We start from the raw sequence: 17,707 nt of genomic DNA, 5'->3' as shown, positions 1-17,707 counted from the left end.
TACACAAAGACTTTGGTGGCTACTGCGGGCAGGATCACCTCTTACCATTCCGAACAGAGAAGTTAAGCTGCCCAGCGCCGATGGTACTTGGGCTTGACCCCGGGAGAGTAGGTCGCCGCCAATTTTATGAAAGCCTCATCGCCTACCCGGCGGTGGGGCTTTCTCCGTTTATGGAAACCCCGTGCGGCTCCACTCCCAAAGCGGTAGGAGCATACGATACCCTTACCCAAGAAGATCACGCTGGTTATTCCAGCGCGGCCCGCATGAACTTCAGCAGCGGCTCCATCTTCTTGTATGCTTCAAGGACTACGTCCGGAAAAGCATCCCCGATCACTTCTTCCTGTGTGATTCGCTTGGAAACAGTAAAGTTTTTCCGCCGGAGCAAATCGATGCGTGGATGATCGGAAGAGTAGCCTTTGGGACTCGTCTTTAGCATCTTCGGATCCTCCTCAAGGCCACCTTCAAAAAACTCCTTGAATGAGGCGTCTTCCAGTATAGACTGCAACTCGTCGCCCCTGCCGTCGATGGCCGAGCGGATGTTCCTAAGCATCCCGTTGTCCGGGTTGTGTACGCCACCCCCGATGAACGAATACGCAGGAGATACGGCGACGTAGAGCCCGGTACCCTTGTAATCTCCCGGGGCGAAGCCGAAGTGGTGTTTGTAGGTTTCCCGGTCCGGGTGGTACATCAGATTGTTATTAATGCGCTCTACAGTGTCGCGGGCCTCAATGTCCTTATAGAAGTTGTCGTGGGCGGCGAGCCGCTCCAGGAGGTTTCCGCAGGTCTCGATCCAGATGTCCTTCGCTTCTTCGTAGCGATCGCGGTTGGCGTCCATCCAGCGCTTGCTGTTATTGTCCGACAGGTCGCGGAGGAAGTCATAGATCATTCGCTTATTCATGGTATGCTGTTCTCTGGCTACTACTAACTGGGCTTAGTACCGTGCGGTCGCTGCCCGCGTCATTCCAATACCAATTCGCTATCTAGGGTTTACATTGGGCTACCATGTCCGATCGATCGCCCACCGCTCCTACTCACTTCATCAGTTGCGACTGGGGAACCACCAATTTCCGTCTCCGCGTAGTGGAAACGGGTTCTCTGCGGACCCTGGCAGGGTGGAATAATGCACAAGGTATCCGTACGGTAAGCGCCGAATTTCTCGCGAGCGGGGAAAAGGACCGACAGTCCTATTACCTGCGGTACCTGGCCGACCGTTTGTCCGAACTGCCGCCTGCCTATGGCAATCTGCCCGTGGTGGCTTCGGGAATGGCGTCCAGCTCGATCGGGATGCGTGAGCTGGCCTACGCCGATCTTCCCATCGAGTCCGATGGCCGGGGACTGCACGGTGAATGGTTGTCCACGGAGCAGGGCCATAGCGTATTGCTCCTCTCGGGTGTAAAGGGTAGCGATAGCATTATGCGTGGTGAGGAAATACAAGCGGTAGGCATGAGTGATTTGTTAGCGCCGTCTGGTGCCGGTACGCTGCTGCTGCCAGGCACCCATAGCAAGCACCTCTATTTCGACGGGAGCCGTTACACCTCTTTCACTACATACATGACGGGTGAGCTGTTTGAACTGCTATCGACCAGGAGCGTACTAGCGGCGTCTGTAGCCGCCGGAGAATTTGGTGACGAGGCATCTGATGCCTTCCGAAAGGGAGTTCGGGATGGAAGCGCCGGTAAGATCAGTGCGGCGCTGTTCGGGGTTCGGGTACGGGATGTCCTGCAGCATAAATCCAGGATCGCAAACTACTACTACCTCAGTGGCCTGCTGGTCGGAAACGAAGTAGGGGGATTGCGGGACAGCGATGGCTCCGTTTACCTGGTGGCTACCGAACCGGTGCGCACCCTCTACCAGATAGCACTTGAAACACTGATCAATGTAGATCGGATCCGGGTTTTTGGCGCTGAAGTGCTGGAGCGTGCGCTACTTTTCGGCCAATTAAAATTACTCCTTCAGTATGCCCGATGATCAACGCTTTTCGTGGACCCGATTCAGAGAGACTCCCATTATCGGAATACTCAGGGGGCTTGCGCCTTCCGTGTGCACACGTATCGCTGGAGTGTGTGCCGATACCGGCTACTATACGCTGGAAGTCACCATGAATACGCGGGGGGCGGAAGGCATCATTGCTACCCTCCGGAATCGCTTTCCTCAACTCAACGTCGGGGCCGGCACCGTCTGTAATCTGGAGGATTACGAGCGTGCCCTTGCAGCCGGTGCCCAATTTATTGTTACGCCGGTGCTGGACGAGGAGGTTATTTTGGGCGCCGTAGCGGAAGATATTCCGGTATTCCCCGGGGCTTATACCCCCACGGAAATTTACCGGGCCTGGTCACTGGGAGGATCGGCGGTGAAGGTTTTTCCCGCCGGCCAGCTGGGCCCTGGCTACCTCCGGGACGTTGCCGGACCCCTCGGAGAGGTCAGGTTGCTGCCCACCGGTGGCGTGGACCGAGATAACATCCGTTCTTACTTCGAGGCGGGTGCCTACGGGGTAGGTATGGGAAGCGGCCTGCTCGATAAGGAGATGATCAAGGATGAGGACTACCGGGCCCTGCGGCAACACTTCGCTGATGTCCGCTCCCGCATTGAAGATCTCCTATAGCGCAACACTAGCCCTACGCGCCTAAGCTTGTTTAGATAGGCGGCTGTCCATCTGCTTTGCGGCGGCGACGGCAGGCCGGGTTGCGTGCTGGGCTGCAGAATAACAAAAGCGAAGGAGCATCAGGACGGGGGGCTAATGTTAACTGTAGGTTAATTATCGCGAACTGGTACGTACGACTAGTGGCCGGTCGACTAGTCGACCGGCCACTAGTCGACCGGCCGCGATCTCGCGGGCCAGCGACCGCGTTAGCTTCACCCCGGAACGAATCTGACCCAAACCAACTCTCTACTCCGCTTACCGATCCCCCCGCACCCGCGGCCCCGCCGCCGTCCGTTTCTCCACCCGCTGGATTTTACCCACCAGGAACAGGTAAGAGCACAGGCCCAGAAAGGCTACCACGGCGACGAATAGCAGGGCGGGCGCGAAATCGCCATTTTCAGCCAAGTAGCCGATAACGATGGGAGAGATCACCGCCCCCAATCCGCCGATGAAGTTGAATACGCCACCGGCCAGCCCGATGAGCCGTCGCGGGGCCAGCAGGGATACGAATACCCAGGTGATCGAGGCCAGCCCGTTGCCGAAAAACGCGACGGCCAGGAAGAAGATGATGAGGGCGGTACTGTCCGTGTAGTTGGCCCCGACGATCAGGATCGACAGCAGCATGCCCAAAATGATCGGCCCCTTGCGGGAGGCTTCGTTGGAAACGCCCCGCCGGACAAGGAAATCGGAGAGAAAACCCGAAAGCAGCACACCCACGAAGGCCGCCAGAAAGGGGATGGAAGCCAGGAAGCCCGATTTGATGAAGTCCAGCCCCCGGTACTCCACCAGGTAGGTAGGGAACCAGGTCAGGAAAAAAGTGAATAGCGACACCAGGCAGAACTGCCCGAGGTAGATGCCCCACAGTTTGGAGTGGGAGAAAACTTCCCGCAAGTCGCTAAGGCTAAAGCGTACTTCGTCCGCCGGGCCGGCCGGGGTGTCCGCCTCGATCAATCCGCCGCCGGCGGCGATCATCTCCAACTCCGAGGCGCTCACGGTTTCGTGGCGTTGCGGATCCCGGTAAAAGAACCACCAGACTATGGCCCACACAATGCCCACGCTGCCGGAGAAAATAAACAGGCCCCGCCAGCCAAACCACGCCTGAATGGTCACCAGCAGCGGCGTCAAAAAGGCCAATCCGATAAACTGCCCGGAGGTGTATACCGCAATGGCCGATGCCCGCTCGCGGTCCGGAAACCAGCTGGTTACGATACGGTTGTTGGTCGGGTAGGAGGGGGCCTCAAATACTCCGATGGAGGCGCGCAGCCCGATCAGCGCGGCCAGGGAACTTACCAGCCCCTGCAGCAGGGTGGCCAGCGACCAAAGCAGCAGGATCACGGGATACAGCAGGCGCGGTCTTACGTGGTCGGCCAGGATGCCGCCCGGAATCTGCAGCAGGGAATAGGTGAGCCCGAAAGCCGAGAAAATGTAGCCGAGCTGCACCTTGGTCAGGGAAAGGTCCTCGCTCAGAGCGGGGGCAGCTACGCTGATGTTGCTGCGGTCCATGTAGTTGATGACCACCGTCACGAAGATCAGGGCGAGGATATTGTAGCGCTTGCGGGTCATGGCGGTCCGGCTTACCATTCGGTGACGGACCCGTCGGGATTCCGCCAGATCGGGTTCTTCCAGTTGTGGCCGGTTTCGGCGGCTCGGCGCACCTTGTCTTCGTCAATCTCGATACCCAGCCCCGTGGCCGTAGGCAGCGGTACGTGACCATCCCGCAGCTGGAACCCGTCCGGATCCGTCAGGTAATCGGTCAGGTCGGCCCCCACGTTGTAGTGGATGCCGAGACTCGACTCCTGAATCAGTGCGTTGATGCAGTTGAAGTCAACCTGCAGCGCCGCGGCAAAACTGATCGGCCCCAGTGGACAATGGGGGGCCAGCGCCACGTCGTAGGCTTCGGCCATGGCCGCGATCTTCTTCACCTCGGTAATGCCGCCGGCGTGACTTAGGTCGGGCTGAATGATGTCGACGGCGTCCTGCTCGAGGATGCGCTTGAAGTCCCAGCGGGTGTACATCCGCTCCCCGGTCGCCATGGGTATGGACGTGAAATCGCGGAGACTCTTCAGGGCGTCGTTGTTTTCGGTCAGCACCAGTTCCTCCAGGAAGAAGGGGTGGTAGGGCTCCAGCACCCGGGCAATGGCTTTGGCCTGTCCCTTGTGTACGCGTCCGTGCAGGTCTACGCCGATGAGTATCTCGTCGCCCACGGCTTCCCGCATGGCGGCCATCTTGTCCCCCACCTCTGCTACCTTGCGCGGGCTGTCGATCCAGGTCATCTGGTCGCAGATCGTCATCTTGACCGCGGTGAAGCCATTATCTACCCGCTTTCGGGCCGCCGCCGCCAGCTCGTCCGGCGTGTCGCCCCCGATCCACCCGTAGATCCGCATCTTGTCCCGTACCGCCCCGCCGAGCAGCTGGTATACGGGTACGCCCAGCGCCTTCCCCTTGATGTCCCACAGCGCCTGGTCGATGCCCGCCAGCGCACTCATCAGCACCGGCCCCCCCCGATAGAAGCCCCCGCGGTAGATCATCTGCCAAAAATCGTCGATCCGGTGGGCGGAGTGCCCAATGAGATGCTCCTCGATCTCCCGGATGCAGGCCTCCACGGTGGCCGCGCGGCCCTCCACCACGGGTTCGCCCCAACCTACGATGCCCTCGGCGGTGGTGAGTTTCAAAAAAAGCCAGCGGGGGGCTACGCGGAAGGTTTCTACGCGGGTAATGGCAAGGTCCTGCATGATCCGGTTATAGGTGGGTTAACAGCTTACACCGGTCAAAGCGTTTGACCGGTGTGCAGGCAAGTTAACCACCGCAAGGTCATGGTGCAGGGCAAGGCGTCCTGCGCTCCGTGGCATCTCTTTGGCCATCCTCCGTGAAACCTCTGTGGTCAACCTGTCGCCCGCCTAATAGCAAAGACATTCCGCGTAAGCTACAGGTACCGACCCGTATAGCTCTCCTTCACGTCCTTCAGCTCCTCCGGTCGGCCCTGAAACACGAGATAGCCCCCGTCACGTCCCCCTTCGGGGCCCAGGTCCACGACGTAGTCGGCCGAGCGGATGACGTCGATGTTATGCTCCACGATCAAGACGGTATGTCCGTTCTCGACCAGGGCGTTGAAGGCGGTAAGCAGGATGCGTACGTCGTCGAAGTGAAGTCCCGTGGTCGGCTCGTCGAAGATGAACAGCAGGTGCTCGCCGGCCTTATCCTTGGTCAGGAAGCTGGCCAGTTTGACCCGCTGCGCCTCCCCGCCGGAGAGGGTGGAGCTTGACTGTCCCAGGGTCACGTACCCCAGACCGACGTCCTGCAGCGGCTGCAATTTCTTGGTGATCGTCGGCTCGTCGGTAAAGAAGTCTACGGCTTCGTCGATGCTCAGGTCCAGGATCTCGGCGATGTTCTTGCCGTTGTACTGCACGTCGAGGATCTCCCGCTTGAAGCGGGCGCCGTGGCATTCCTCGCACTCCAGCCGCACGTCGGCCAGGAACTGCATCTCCACCACCTGCTCGCCCTCGCCTTTGCAGGTAGGACAGCGGCCACCGTCTACGTTGAAGCTGAAGAAGCTCGGCTTGTACCCCCGGATCTTGGCCAGTTGCTGATCGACCATCAGGTTACGGATAGCGTCGTAGGCCCCCACGTAGGTTACGGGGTTGGACCGGCTGCTCTTGCCGATCGGGCTCTGGTTCACCATCTCCACGCCGGTCAGCAACTTGAGGTCACCACCCAGGGCCTTGAAGGAGCCGGGCGCCTGCGAGCTGCCCTCGCCCAGTTCGCGCAGCAGGGCGGGGTAGAGGATGCCCTTCACCAGGCTGGTCTTGCCGCTCCCCGATACGCCGGAGATCACGGTCGTGGCATTCAGCGGGATTCGGACGTCGATGTTCTTTAGGTTGTGCATGCGCGCGCCCTCTACCGTAAGCCAGTTGGTGAGGCGGCGCGGCGAGGCCGGCGGCTCGATGGCCAGCGTACCGTTCATGTACTTGGTGGTCAGGCTCTCCGAGGCCTCGTCGTAGATGGCTTCGTAGGGGCCCGCGAAGATGACCTCTCCCCCGTGCACCCCGGCGCGCGGCCCGATGTCGATCAGGTAGTCGGCCGCGGCAATGATGCCTTCCTCGTGCTCTACCACCAGCACGGTATTGCCAAGGTCCCGCAGTCGCCGCAGGACCCGGACCAGCCGCTCGGTATCGCGGGGGTGCAGCCCTACGCTCGGCTCGTCGAGGATGTAGAGGCTGGCCGTCAGGTTGCTGCCCAGGGTACGCGTCAGGTTGATGCGCTGGCTTTCCCCCCCGGAGAGGGTGTTGCTGAGGCGGTTAATGGTGAGGTAGCCAAGCCCCAGGTCCATCATGCTCTGCAGCCGGTTGTTGATCTCGAGCAGCAGGCGACGGGCGATGGTCGTGTCGTGCTCGTTGAGGCGCAGTTCCTGGAAGTGGTGCTGCAGCAGGTCGATAGGCAGGTCGACCAGTTCGGTGATGGCCTTGCCGTCGATCTTCACGTAGGTGGCCTCCTTGCGCAGGCGCCCCCCCTTGCAGGTGGGGCAGAGGGTACGGCCGCGGTAGCGGGCCAGCATGACCCGGTTCTGGATCTTGTACAGCTTCTTCTGGAGCTCTTCAAAGAAGGCGTGAATACCCGAGACGTGGCGGTTACCGTCCCACAGCACGTCCTTCTCCTCGCGGGTCAGGTCACCGTAGGGGGTATGGACCGGAAATTCAAAGCGGTTGGCTACGCGCAGGAAGTCGGTTTGCCACTGCCCGTAGGTCTGTCCGGTCCAGGGGGCCACGGCGCCGTCGTAGACCGACAATCCGGGATTGGGGATCACCTTGTCCTCGTCGATACCCATCGTCTTGCTGAAGCCCTCACAGGTGGGGCAGGCACCGTAGGGGTTGTTGTAGTTGAAGAGCGCGGGCGAGGGCTCGAGGAAGGTCATGCCGTCCAGCTCGAAGCGGTTGTTGAAGGCCTCCCACTCACCCCCTTCCAGGCTGACGATCACTTCCCCGTTACCCTCCGAGAAGGCCGTCTGCACGGAGTCGGCGATACGTTTGTCGTTCTCCTCGTCGTCCGGCTTCACCACGAAGCGGTCGATGAGTACCATCATTTCTTCCTCGGTGGTGAGGGCGTTGAGCACTTTATCCAGGCTCTTGCGGTCAGTGGCCAGTACGTCGTCGATCTGCTGGGGCTCGTCGTCGACCAGCACGCGGGTGTATCCCTTCTGCTGCAGCAACTCGAGCTCACGGCGCAGGGTACGGTCGCCGTAGTCCCGCGCGATGGGTGCGTAGAGGTACACGCGACTGTTCTCCTCGCGGCCGAGGATGAAGTCCACGACGTCGGTAACGGTATGACGCTTCACCTCCTCGCCGCTCTTGGGGCTGTAGGTGCGGCCGACCCGGGCGTAAAGAAGGCGCAGGTAGTCGTAGATCTCCGTCAGCGTACCCACCGTGGAGCGGGCGTTGGCCGTGGTGGTCTTCTGCTCGATGGCGATGGCCGGGCAGATGCCCCGGATATAGTCCACCTCCGGCTTCTTCATGCGCATCAGGAACTGCCGCGCGTAGCTGCTCAGGCTCTCCACGTAGCGGCGCTGCCCCTCGGCAAAGAGGGTATCCATGGTGAGACTAGATTTACCGCTGCCACTCACGCCGGTCACCACCACCAGCTGGTTCTTGGGGATGGTGATATCGACGTTCTTGAGGTTGTTGGCGTTCGCCCCCTTGATGAAGATGGCGGTACGTAGGTCGGCGGCGGTCTGCTCCTGGCGGTTGGTGGACATAGGTAGGAAACAGGTGGAGCAGGGTGGGGTTGTGTCATTTACCGGCGCCGGGGCGCGGGTGCGGGGATCGGGGCGAAATTTTCGCGGGGCGGGCTAGGGCGAACCGTCAGGCCCTCTCCCAAATACAAAAGAGCCAGGTCAGCGTAGCTGCCTGGCTCTTCCTGACCGGAGGATCAGTTGTCTAAGATTACTTGCCGCTCAGTTTCTGGGCACCGGCGTCAAGGGCATTGGCCAGGGCGTCAAGGCCGCTGTTACCGTTACCGGCCGAGCGGGTTTCGCGCGCCAGCGTAGACAGCAGGTTGGATACCTTGGAACCGTCGATGTTGTCGGCGTTCAGTTCCATTTTCAGGGATTTGAGGTTATCGACGATAGCATTGGTGCCGTCCATACCGTCGAGCTGGGAGATCCAGGAGTCGATGTTGGAAACGGCGGTACCGGGAGCCAGTGCGGTAATGTCACCACCGGCCGACTCTACGGCCTGGATGGTGGATTGCAGCTGGGGGCTGGCGGTCTGGGGGCTGTTCACCGGGTTCTGGCGGTCGGGCATGGTAGTTTCCATCTCGTCGGCCGTGGGGGTGTCCATGTCGTTGGTATTGTTGGTGCGGTCGGCACACGAAACGAGCAGGAAGATAAAGAGGAAAGCGGTTAAGTATTTCATTACGGGTTGGTTGTGGTTTAAATTGACAACCGTGGTTTCGGGAAAAATGTTCCAAAAAATTGTTGGCTTGCCCCTGAAAGTCAGTTGGTTAAAACCGATGTGCGGGCTAAAACCAGGCGCGGCGGCGGCGGGCGGGGGCGGAATTCACCTTTCCTGGTACCCGCCCGGTCTTGAATACTATTCACCCTTCCGGCCCTTCGAAACCCCTATCTTCGATCGCGCCTGTACCCGCCGATACACTTACCGCTTCCCTTTCGAATGTCCCTTATCCGTCAGGACGCACACGCGTCTACGTACTTACCCCAGCTCGATGGTCTGCGCGCGCTGGCCGTCCTCTCGGTCATGCAGCGCCACTGGGCACCGAGCATCACCAAATCACTGCCCCTGGCGCTAGGAAACGCCGGCGTTCAGCTGTTCTTCGTGATTTCAGGATATCATTACGGGTATCCTGCTGCGGGCCCGCGAACGCGCGAGCGCCCAGGCGGCGGGGCGGGGCGGCATACTATGTGCCTTTTACGCCCGCCGCGCCCTGCGCATTTTCCCCCTGTACTATACGACGATCGGGGTGCTCTGGGCACTGGGGTACGGTCCGGTACGGTATCACTTGCTTTCGTTGCTTACCTACACCTTCAATATTGAGCTTGCCCTGTCGGGAAAGTGGGTCGCGGGTATCTCTCACCTCTGGTCCCTGGCGGTGGAGGAGCAGTTTTACCTGATTTGGCCCTGGCTGGTCCTGTTCCTGCCGCGGCGGGGGCTCATCGCCGTGGGGGCAGGCCTTATCGTCGCCGCCCCGGTACTGCGTATCCTCCACCATACTTTCTGGACGAATCAATTCAATACGCTGCTTCTCTTTGAAAATACCGACGGGCTGTGCCTGGGTGCCCTGCTGGCTGTACTCGGCGTGCATTCGGAAGTGGGTAAGACGGCGAGTCGCGCCGCACTCCGCTGGGGGGGCGGGGTGATCATTGCCACCGTGCTCGCTCTCGGGCTGTTTGCGGGAAAAGTATACGTGGTTGAACGGATCGCCTAGTCGCTACAGCAACTGGGAATGGTGGCGGTGTTCACCTGGCTGGTTTGGGCTGCCGCCCGCGGGTTGCCCGGATCGGTCGGCCGCCTGCTTACCTGGAGGCCGGTGGTCTACCTGGGGACGATCTCGTACGGGTTGTACGTCTACCACTTATTGCTGATGCACGTCTGGGTCACGATACTGATCTACCTGGGGCTTCCCAGAAGCCTCGGCGTGGGACCCGTTCGCCTGCTGCTGCTGTTTTTGCTCACCGTAGCCCTGGCCACGCTGTCCTGGTACCTGATCGAGCGGCCGATCAACCGGATGAAGAGCCGATTCCCCTACGTGGCGGGTGACGGGAAAGCCGGCCGGGACCTCCCCAGCCGGTCCGCGCCCGGGCGCGAGATGCCGGTTCCCTAGGTACGGTAGGGTACTAGCCGCCAACCGGCGGGCCGACGCGATGCGCACGGTTGGGGCTCGACCGGCTGCCCGGGTGTCGGAGGCGAGGTCAGGTTCCTCAGCGCACGCCGAAGTGTCCGACCACTTCCTCGATGAGACCCACCCTCTCCCCGGGTACCCCGGGTAACATAAACTGGAAAACGAGTTGGGCCTGCTCGATCGTCGTTACGAACAGCGCGACGGTGAGCGGCTGCTCGGTCTGGCGATTTTGGCCCGTCAGTACGGTGTGGTAGCCGGTAAAGAACCCGAAGGTGGCGGTTTGCTGCGATTCAAGCTGGAGATCCGGGGTGTCTTCCCGCATCTTGACGAGGAACTGTTCGGTAAGGTCGGCATCGGAACCGGCAATGGGCAGTTGCATCAGCATGAAACCTCCCTGGGAGGCCAAATTACCGAAGACGTATATCATTCCCATTTGCTGCTTGAATGGGTAGGCCAGCCCAACCGTATCAACGGTAAAGGGAGTGTCCTTGAATGGGTCGGTATCGGAGATCTCGTACCGGATGTCGGCGAGCAATTCCAGGATCTGCATGGAGTCGACCGGAGTTGTGGGCGCGGTCGGGGTGACGGTAGCCATAGCCGTGAATCGGTCGTCCCCGAAGAAGACCTGGTACATCTGCTTGGGCTCTTCCACGAAGATGCGCAGGCTTTCGTACTCGCCCAGCGCCGCCTGGTTAATGGTTTTGACCTGGATACCCGCATCCGCGTATTGCTGCGGCAGGATTCTGAAGTTCGGAAGTTGTTCGGTAAAGCTTATCCCGGACATTTCTATGATGGCCACCCCGTAATCCGGGTGGGAGAGCATGGCGTGCGTACGGTCCACGCTCAGGTTCTCGCGCTCGGGGAAGTAGAGATTGGTCGTGGGGATCCGGTGGTACTCCTGGGCGCGCAGACCGAGAAAGGGTAGGGACCACAACAGCAAGAGGGTCAAACGTAGCAACATGGATAGGGCTTGTACCCAGTAAAGTTAGCTCCGCCCGAATCCAGGAACAGCAAAAGTTGATGCGACTGTCCGGTACCCGGTCGAGCCACTTGTATCCTCCGGTCAGGAGGGACCGATCGGGGCGGCGGGGAAGTAAACCGGTCAGGAACGAATACGAATGCGCGTTACATCCTCCCGGTAAGAAACCTATGACTCCGACTTGCGCGTTAATCCCCCGCACCCGCGTACCCGCCCATGTCCCTCTCCGTACCCCGCCTCCTCTTCATCTGCAGCCGCAACGAATGGCGCAGCCGTACGGCGGAGACCCTGTACCGCAACGACGATCGCTTTGCCGTACGCTCCGCCGGGACCGCCAAAAGTGCCCGGACACGGGTGAACGCGGCGATGCTGGAATGGGCCGATACGATCCTCGTCATGGAGGAAAAGCACCGGGACATCCTCCTTAGCCGCTTTGAACGGAGGGCGTGGGCCGACCGGATCGTGGTGCTCGAAATCCCCGACGAATACCGCTATATGGACGCGGAACTCGTCGGGGAACTTCGGGCGGCGGTGGATACCTACTGTACCTGAATGGCAGCTACCGCCTCCTGCAGGGCAGCGTCTTGCTTGTCGGGAGCGGCCGTGCCTTCCACGCGGTGGACGGTGATGTCGGTCATGCCCAGGAAACCCAGGACGGCCCTGAGGTAGGGAGCGACGAAGTCATAGGCAGCCATCGGGCCTTCGGAGTAAACGCCGCCGGAAGAAATGGCGAGGTGGACTTGCTTCCCCTTGATGAGGCCTTCGGGACCGGACGCGGTGTAACGGAAGGTGACGCCGGCGCGGGCCAGGTGATCAATCCATGCCTTCAGCGTGGAGGAAATACCGAAGTTGTACAGGGGAGCGCCGATCACGATCACGTCGGCGTCCATGACTTCCCCAATGGCCTCATTGGAGTGGCGAACGGCGGCGCGCTGCTCGGGCGTGTGGTCTTTCTCCGGAGTGTAAAAGGACTGCAGGTGCACTTCCTCCAGGTGGGGGAAGGGGGGCGCGGTCAGGTCCCGTACGCGGACGGTGCTGCCGGGGTGGGCTGCCGTCAGCTTCTCTACGAGGGCATCGCCGAGGCGGATGCTGAAGGAAGCCGCGCCGCGGGGGCTGGATTTGATGTGCAGAATTTTCATGGAATGGTTTTTTGCGACCCGCCAAACTGGGCGGGTGGCAAAAGAACCCATGAACGACCCGCATGCCCCCCTGGCTTACATTCGGGTAACCACTTACACGCGTGTAAGTGGTTACCCCGCGGAACGGCCGGGTTAGCGATCCTGACGCTGCGCGGAAATGGCCTCCGCCGGGTCGTGTGGGCGCCGGGTCCCGGCGATTTTCTCGTAGTGCAGGTAGCCCCAATCGCAAGCGGCCTCAATAAGCGGCGCGAGGGTAGCGCTGTGGGGCGTTGGCGCGTACTCTACCGTCACCGGGCGGGTATCGCGGACGGTGCGCTTCACCAATTTGTTGATCTCCAATTCTTTCAGTTCGCGGGAGAGGATGCGCGGGGAAACGCCCAGTTCGCGGCTCAGCTCATTGAAGCGCATGGTGCGTTCGCTCAGTGCCGAAATGATCTGCAGTTTCCACTTGCCGCTGATCACATCGAAGGTGTCGCGCATGGCCTGTTGCCGCGACTTACAGGCGGGGGAATGGATATCGCGCATGGTATCGTGTTGGTAGGGTAGTACGGTTCGGACAGTCAACTAGGGTACACCCGTGGAAGGGTCCGGGTTGCGGGAATGCCCCCGCCGGATACGGCTAAAGCGGTAACTTGCTTGTCCACTCGCGAAATCGATTGCGGTTCCGGGGCTAATTCGATCATGCTATGAACACTACCCCTTTCTCCTGGCTGTTATTGGCCTTTCTGACGGCTACGGCCGTTTCCGCCCAGCAACTTCCTCTGGTCTATGCCGCCGAAAACAGCGGTACCGACTGCACGTCGCCTATCCTGCCGCCCCGGGACGAATTGCCGTCCGTAACCACCCTGCCCGATCCCTTCGCCGCGGCCGACGGCAGCGGGCGCGATACGGCATTTGCCGCCTGGGCGTGCCGGCGCAACGAGATACTGGCCGAAATCCAGCACTACGAGGTTGGACAAAAGCCTCCGCGACCCGACAGCCTGACCGCCACGTACGACGGGGATAGCCTATACGTCACTATCGTACGCAACGGGGGCAGCCTGCGGCTCAGCGCGGCGGTGGACCTCCCGGAGGGTGCGAGCCCGTTCCCGGCCGTCATCGGGATTGGCCGGGGCAGTGGGAGCCTGCCCCCGGAGCTGTTCGCGGAGCGGGGCGTAGCGATGATCGCCTTCAACTTCCGGCAGGTGATGGCCCACCAGCAGACGCGGGGCGAAGAACCCATCAACGCGCTGTACCCCGAGCAAACCGAAATGGGGGCCTACGCCGCCTGGCCGTGGGGGGTGAGCCGCATCATTGATGCGCTGGAACTGCTTCAGGACGAACTGCCGGTCGACCTCAGTCGCCTCGCCGTTACCGGCTGTTCCTTTGCCGGGAAAATGGCCCTGTTTTCCGGAGCCATGGACGAGCGCATCGCCCTCACCATCGCCCAGGAACCCGGTGGCGGGGGTGGGGCTGCCTGGCGGGTATCGGAAACGCTGGGCGAGGTGGAAACGCTGGGGCGCACCGACTATCACTGGTTCAAGGAGAGCATGCGGCAGTACGCCGATGAGGTGGACAAGTTACCCTTCGATCACCACGAACTGATGGCCCTCGTGGCCCCCCGTGCCCTGCTGGTACTGGGCAACACGGATTACGAATGGCTGGCGGATGAGTCCCTGTACGTGTCGGCCCGCGCGGCACACGAAGTGTGGAAAACGTTCGGCATCGGTGACCGCTTCGGGTTTTCGATCAACGGCGGCCACCCCCACTGCCAGTTGCCGGAGTCGCAGTGGCCGGAGGTGGGGGCGTTTATCGACAAATTTCTCCTGGGGGATACGGATGCGGATACGGACGTGACAATCCACCCCTTCCCCGAGACCGATTACCGGAAGTGGATGACGTGGTAGCCTACGGGCTGAGTTATAGATGACCCACCTACGCAAACCGCCCCCGTCGAAGTATTTCGACGGGGGCGGCCCGGTAGGGGTGCGGCTTCGCGCTTAGCGGCGCACGAAGGATACCGTCTGCTGGCGGTCGCCCTCGATCACGCGGACGCGGTACATGCCGGCCGGCAGGCCCCCCACGGAAAGTTCCCGTGACGTTTGCTGGGCTTCCTTCGGCAGCAGGTACTGCTGGATGACCCGGCCGTGGAGATCGTATACGATCAGGTCGACCGGTCCGGTGTATCCGCTGGTCAACTGTACCGTCAGGCGGTCGTCGGTGGGGTTGGGGTATACCTCCACTTGCAGTTCGTCCGCCGGGGAGGCGGACGCTACTCCGCCGTCCGTGCTGGCGGCCGTTTGCGTAGCCATCATCATCATGGGTTCCATGGTATCCATGCTGCCACAGGACGCGGCCGCCGGACCGGTGCCTGTGGGTACGGTGCGCTCCTGCGAGAAGACCACCTTATCCACTTTGGTGCCGGTTTCGCGGCTGACGACGTAGACCGTGTGGGAACCGGCGCTGAGGTCGAACGTACGGGCCGACGCGTCGTCGTTCACCTCGAACCACCCGAAGCCTTTGGTCAAAAGCTGGGAACCGGTAAGGTCTTTCCAGAAGATCATCCAATCACCATCGTCGACCTTCACCCAGAGGCTGTTGCTGCCGGGGTCGGGAGCGCCGATGCGCATGAACAGGTGGTGGGCGCCGCTTTCGGCCACGTCTACGCTGATGGCAATGGCCGTGCCGGCTGCGTTTGCTACGGGCTCATCGATGTGCCGCTCGCCGCCGTAGACCATATAGCTACCTCCGGAGGCAGCCGCCGCGCTTTCTTCTACCCATCCGTTACTGATCAGGGTGGCGCATTCGGCTTCCGTAGCGGCCAGGGGGGCGGGGTCGGTACCCGTGCCGCCGCAATTTGTGGCGGGGGCTCCCATACCCGAAGGCTGGGATCCGGTAAGGGTGAGGTACAGCTTGTCCAGCTGGCTACCGTCTTCACGGAAGGCAAAATCGATGGTATTGCCGCCGGCCGCCAGGTTGAAGTCGACGGGCAACTCCACCCACTGGAACCCCTGCCCAATCGGCATCCCCCCGGTCCAGCGGATGTAGGACGCGCCGTTGTACCGGACCCAGAAGGAATCGTCGTTTGGCGAGGGTACGTTCACCCGGGCGAACAGGCGATAGGTGCCGGGCGTACCGACCGAGACATTGAAGCGAATGCGGTTGCGCGACAGGTCATCGGGGGCGGTGGTCATGGAGTTGGCGCCTTCGACGACCACGTACTTGCCCCCCGAAGCGTCGGTGCCGGAGGCTTTCGTCCAGGCCACCCCGACTTCGGCGCACTCGGCTTCGAGCCAGAGGTCGGTGTCGGTAGCTTCCGCCACGTCGATCGTCAGTACGTCGGTGTCGCTGGCGCCCCGGTCATCGTAAACGGTGAGGAAGATCTTGTGCGAGCCGGCGGGCAGGTTTACGGAAGGACGCGCGCCGGTGGCCGTTCCTCCCGCCCACGACCATTCGTAGCTGTCGATCGTGCCGTCCAGATCACTGGACCCGCTACCGTCGAGGGTTACGGACAGGGGCGCGGTACCAGACAGGTGGTTGGCATCGGCGACCGCCACGGGGGGGATGTTCTCTCCCGCGCCCGCGCACCGGGGGTCAATTCCGCCGAGACCGGCGGGGGCGGTTGCGCCCGAAGTGAGGTAGAACTTGTCGATCTCGGTCATGGATTCGCGGTAGGCGATCTCCAGCGTATTGGTGCCGGTGACCAGCTCGACCGTTTCGGCCATTTCGTTCCAGTTGAACGCGCCATTATTGAGTAGTCCGCGGTTCCAGGCGTACCAGGCACCGCCGTTCAGGCGTACGTAGTAGGAGTCACTGCCCGCGTCGGAGGCCCGTACGCGCCCGAACAGGCGGTAGGTGCCGGCGGCGGCGGTGAAGCTGAACCTGAGTTGATTCGCCGGAATATCGGCGGGTACAGTGGAGGTATTGGTCAGCAAGGCGGTCACGTACGCACCGCCGGATACGTTGGCGTCAGAACGCAGTTCCCAGTTCACACCTACCTCCGCGCACTCGGCCTCCAGCCAGTAGCCGGCGGTCGCGTCTTTCGACTGGGCGGAGATCAATACGCGTGAAGTGGATTTCGCGCCGGTATCGTCGGTCACCAGCAGGACCACCTCGTGCTCGCCCTCGGGAAAGGTGATTTTGGGGTGGGCGCCGGTGGCGGTGCCCTCGTCCCAATACCACTCGTAGGCGATGATGCGCCCGTCAGCGTCGGTGGAAGTCGCGGCGTCAAAGTTTACCGTCAGCGGCGCGGTACCGGAGGTCGTGCTGGGCTGAATGACCGGATTAGGGATGAGGTTATCGTCGGTGGCGGGAGGGCAGGTGCCGGCCATAGTCACCTCCACGATGGAGCGGCGGGCGCAGGTGGCCGGGTTTCCCGAAAGCACGTACAGTCCCGGTTCCGTAACCCGCGGTTCCGCCTCGCTGGAGGTGAAGCCGCCCGGACCGGACCAGCGGTAGGTTTCAATATCGAGGGCGCCCCGCAGCGCCACGGTGTCGCCGGGGCACTGGATGATCTTGCCCAGGCGGTCGGTGTTGGCGTCTACCAGGCAGGTAGTTTGAGCCCCGTCTATGAGCAGGTGGAAGTCGGTGGTTGTCGATCTACCCTGCGGGTCGCTGCCGGTAAGCCGTATACGGTAAACCTCACCTATCGCGCTACTGGGGGCGGTAATGGTGAAAGTGCCGGTGGCGGAAGCAAACTTCATCCAGGTGGGAAGGCTACCCCCCCCGTACAGCCGGGCCGAATACGTCAGGTCGCTGCCGGAAAAACTTCCGTTCACGACGAGGGCGTGCGGGGTGCCGGCGGATACGGTCAGGGCCGGAATAGCGGCGGCGGTGGGGGTACTGAATTCCGCCGGAGAAGTGGCGGGGCGGGCGGCAAGGGAGCCGCTCAGGCATAGTACTAACGCCAGGACGTTAGCCAGGGACATAGCGGTGGTGAGTACGCCGCTACGCGTTGCAGTAAATTCCATGGTAGTTGTTGAAAGCTAAGACTAGGTGTACGTAAGACCGAATACGCGCTCGGAGGCGCCAAGTCACGCGAGGAAGTTCCCCGACGGATGGTTTAACGGTAAAACTTCACCACTCATTGGCTCTGGGTGAAGGTTTTTCCTTTGATGTTCA

General features: G+C 61.5%; 15 protein-coding genes and 1 rRNA gene. 7 read left to right on the top strand and 9 right to left on the bottom strand.

From position 1 onward, the window contains the following. Window positions 1-11 precede the first annotated feature (11 nt). A 5S ribosomal RNA gene (rrf, locus tag DQG19_RS18485) occupies window positions 12-124 on the top strand. A 120-nt stretch (window positions 125-244) separates the two neighbouring features. Here rrf and DQG19_RS18480 read toward each other — a convergent pair. Further along, a complete protein-coding gene (locus DQG19_RS18480) occupies window positions 245-898 on the bottom strand; it encodes a DUF2461 domain-containing protein (protein ID WP_116127780.1) in 654 nt (217 codons plus the stop codon). Between the two features lie 104 nt (window positions 899-1,002). Between DQG19_RS18480 and DQG19_RS18475 the strand changes: the two genes are divergently transcribed. Together DQG19_RS18475 and DQG19_RS18470 are read left to right on the top strand one after the other, a co-directional pair. Then, the gene (locus DQG19_RS18475) at window positions 1,003-1,968 is read left to right on the top strand and encodes a 2-dehydro-3-deoxygalactonokinase (RefSeq protein WP_116127779.1); all 966 of its coding nucleotides are present in this window, start codon (window positions 1,003-1,005) and stop codon (window positions 1,966-1,968) included. Next, window positions 1,958-2,602 (top strand): bifunctional 4-hydroxy-2-oxoglutarate aldolase/2-dehydro-3-deoxy-phosphogluconate aldolase, encoded by a 645-nt coding sequence (locus tag DQG19_RS18470; RefSeq protein ID WP_116127778.1) that lies wholly within the window; start codon window positions 1,958-1,960, stop codon window positions 2,600-2,602. Before DQG19_RS18475 ends, DQG19_RS18470 begins: the two co-directional genes overlap by 11 nt. Before the next feature lie 294 nt (window positions 2,603-2,896). Here DQG19_RS18470 and DQG19_RS18465 read toward each other — a convergent pair whose 3' ends face one another. The 4 genes from DQG19_RS18465 to DQG19_RS18450 form a co-directional block, all read right to left on the bottom strand. Continuing rightward, a complete protein-coding gene (locus DQG19_RS18465; RefSeq protein ID WP_116127786.1) occupies window positions 2,897-4,204 on the bottom strand; it encodes an MFS transporter in 1,308 nt (435 codons plus the stop codon). An 11-nt stretch (window positions 4,205-4,215) separates the two neighbouring features. Then, window positions 4,216-5,373, bottom strand: coding sequence for a galactonate dehydratase (gene dgoD / locus DQG19_RS18460; protein ID WP_116127777.1), 1,158 nt, complete (start codon window positions 5,371-5,373; stop codon window positions 4,216-4,218). Window positions 5,374-5,564: 191 nt separating this feature from the next. Next, on the bottom strand, window positions 5,565-8,387 hold the full coding sequence (gene uvrA / locus DQG19_RS18455) for an excinuclease ABC subunit UvrA (protein WP_116127776.1): 2,823 nt from the start codon (window positions 8,385-8,387) through the stop codon (window positions 5,565-5,567). 187 nt (window positions 8,388-8,574) lie between these two features. Next, the gene (locus DQG19_RS18450; RefSeq protein WP_116127775.1) at window positions 8,575-9,045 is read right to left on the bottom strand and encodes a hypothetical protein; all 471 of its coding nucleotides are present in this window, start codon (window positions 9,043-9,045) and stop codon (window positions 8,575-8,577) included. Between the two features lie 433 nt (window positions 9,046-9,478). Here DQG19_RS18450 and DQG19_RS18445 point away from each other — a divergent pair, with 433 nt between their 5' ends. Both DQG19_RS18445 and DQG19_RS18440 read left to right on the top strand, forming a co-directional pair. Next, window positions 9,479-10,075 (top strand): acyltransferase family protein, encoded by a 597-nt coding sequence (locus tag DQG19_RS18445; protein ID WP_410503636.1) that lies wholly within the window; start codon window positions 9,479-9,481, stop codon window positions 10,073-10,075. A gap of 18 nt (window positions 10,076-10,093) precedes the next feature. Further along, complete coding sequence (locus DQG19_RS18440) at window positions 10,094-10,471, top strand: acyltransferase family protein (RefSeq protein ID WP_116127773.1); 378 nt, start codon at window positions 10,094-10,096, stop codon at window positions 10,469-10,471. 97 nt (window positions 10,472-10,568) lie between these two features. On the opposite strand, the gene DQG19_RS18435 is transcribed toward DQG19_RS18440, so the two are convergent. Beyond that, complete coding sequence (locus tag DQG19_RS18435; RefSeq protein WP_157974595.1) at window positions 10,569-11,450, bottom strand: hypothetical protein; 882 nt, start codon at window positions 11,448-11,450, stop codon at window positions 10,569-10,571. A 234-nt stretch (window positions 11,451-11,684) separates the two neighbouring features. Here DQG19_RS18435 and DQG19_RS18430 point away from each other — a divergent pair, with 234 nt between their 5' ends. Beyond that, window positions 11,685-12,020, top strand: a complete 336-nt coding sequence (locus DQG19_RS18430) for a low molecular weight protein tyrosine phosphatase family protein (protein WP_116127771.1) — start codon at window positions 11,685-11,687, stop codon at window positions 12,018-12,020. Here DQG19_RS18430 and DQG19_RS18425 read toward each other — a convergent pair. Then, window positions 12,008-12,607 (bottom strand): FMN-dependent NADH-azoreductase, encoded by a 600-nt coding sequence (locus DQG19_RS18425; RefSeq protein ID WP_116127770.1) that lies wholly within the window; start codon window positions 12,605-12,607, stop codon window positions 12,008-12,010. The two genes, DQG19_RS18430 and DQG19_RS18425, sit on opposite strands and share 13 nt — an antisense overlap. A gap of 132 nt (window positions 12,608-12,739) precedes the next feature. Further along, on the bottom strand, window positions 12,740-13,132 hold the full coding sequence (locus tag DQG19_RS18420; RefSeq protein WP_116127769.1) for a winged helix-turn-helix transcriptional regulator: 393 nt from the start codon (window positions 13,130-13,132) through the stop codon (window positions 12,740-12,742). A gap of 161 nt (window positions 13,133-13,293) precedes the next feature. On the opposite strand from DQG19_RS18420, the gene DQG19_RS18415 reads away from it, so the two are divergent. Further along, window positions 13,294-14,493 carry an alpha/beta hydrolase family protein gene (locus DQG19_RS18415; protein ID WP_116127768.1) on the top strand — a complete coding sequence of 400 codons (1,200 nt, stop codon included), beginning with the start codon at window positions 13,294-13,296 and terminating at the stop codon, window positions 14,491-14,493. A gap of 93 nt (window positions 14,494-14,586) precedes the next feature. Here DQG19_RS18415 and DQG19_RS18410 read toward each other — a convergent pair whose 3' ends face one another. Continuing rightward, on the bottom strand, window positions 14,587-17,556 hold the full coding sequence (locus DQG19_RS18410; protein ID WP_116127767.1) for a PKD domain-containing protein: 2,970 nt from the start codon (window positions 17,554-17,556) through the stop codon (window positions 14,587-14,589). Window positions 17,557-17,707 lie beyond the last annotated feature (151 nt).

Origin of the sequence: Lewinella sp. IMCC34183 (genome assembly GCF_003390915.1) — a bacterium.
Taxonomy (GTDB): domain Bacteria; phylum Bacteroidota; class Bacteroidia; order Chitinophagales; family Saprospiraceae; genus Neolewinella.
The sequence above is the reverse complement of the archived record's forward strand: the minus strand, read 5'-3'. Positions and strand labels throughout refer to the sequence as shown.

Bases quoted from the DNA above. Each gene is read 5' to 3' on its own strand.
- DQG19_RS18480 (WP_116127780.1), bottom strand. From the start codon at position 898: ATGAATAAGCGAATGATCTATGACTTCCTCCGCGACCTGTCGGACAAT.
- DQG19_RS18475 (WP_116127779.1), top strand. From the start codon at position 1,003: ATGTCCGATCGATCGCCCACCGCTCCTACTCACTTCATCAGTTGCGAC.
- DQG19_RS18470 (WP_116127778.1), top strand. From the start codon at position 1,958: ATGCCCGATGATCAACGCTTTTCGTGGACCCGATTCAGAGAGACTCCC.
- DQG19_RS18465 (WP_116127786.1), bottom strand. From the start codon at position 4,204: ATGACCCGCAAGCGCTACAATATCCTCGCCCTGATCTTCGTGACGGTG.
- dgoD (WP_116127777.1), bottom strand. From the start codon at position 5,373: ATGCAGGACCTTGCCATTACCCGCGTAGAAACCTTCCGCGTAGCCCCC.
- uvrA (WP_116127776.1), bottom strand. From the start codon at position 8,387: ATGTCCACCAACCGCCAGGAGCAGACCGCCGCCGACCTACGTACCGCC.
- DQG19_RS18450 (WP_116127775.1), bottom strand. From the start codon at position 9,045: ATGAAATACTTAACCGCTTTCCTCTTTATCTTCCTGCTCGTTTCGTGT.
- DQG19_RS18440 (WP_116127773.1), top strand. From the start codon at position 10,094: ATGGTGGCGGTGTTCACCTGGCTGGTTTGGGCTGCCGCCCGCGGGTTG.
- DQG19_RS18435 (WP_157974595.1), bottom strand. From the start codon at position 11,450: ATGTTGCTACGTTTGACCCTCTTGCTGTTGTGGTCCCTACCCTTTCTC.
- DQG19_RS18430 (WP_116127771.1), top strand. From the start codon at position 11,685: ATGTCCCTCTCCGTACCCCGCCTCCTCTTCATCTGCAGCCGCAACGAA.
- DQG19_RS18425 (WP_116127770.1), bottom strand. From the start codon at position 12,607: ATGAAAATTCTGCACATCAAATCCAGCCCCCGCGGCGCGGCTTCCTTC.
- DQG19_RS18420 (WP_116127769.1), bottom strand. From the start codon at position 13,132: ATGCGCGATATCCATTCCCCCGCCTGTAAGTCGCGGCAACAGGCCATG.
- DQG19_RS18415 (WP_116127768.1), top strand. From the start codon at position 13,294: ATGAACACTACCCCTTTCTCCTGGCTGTTATTGGCCTTTCTGACGGCT.
- DQG19_RS18410 (WP_116127767.1), bottom strand. From the start codon at position 17,556: ATGGAATTTACTGCAACGCGTAGCGGCGTACTCACCACCGCTATGTCC.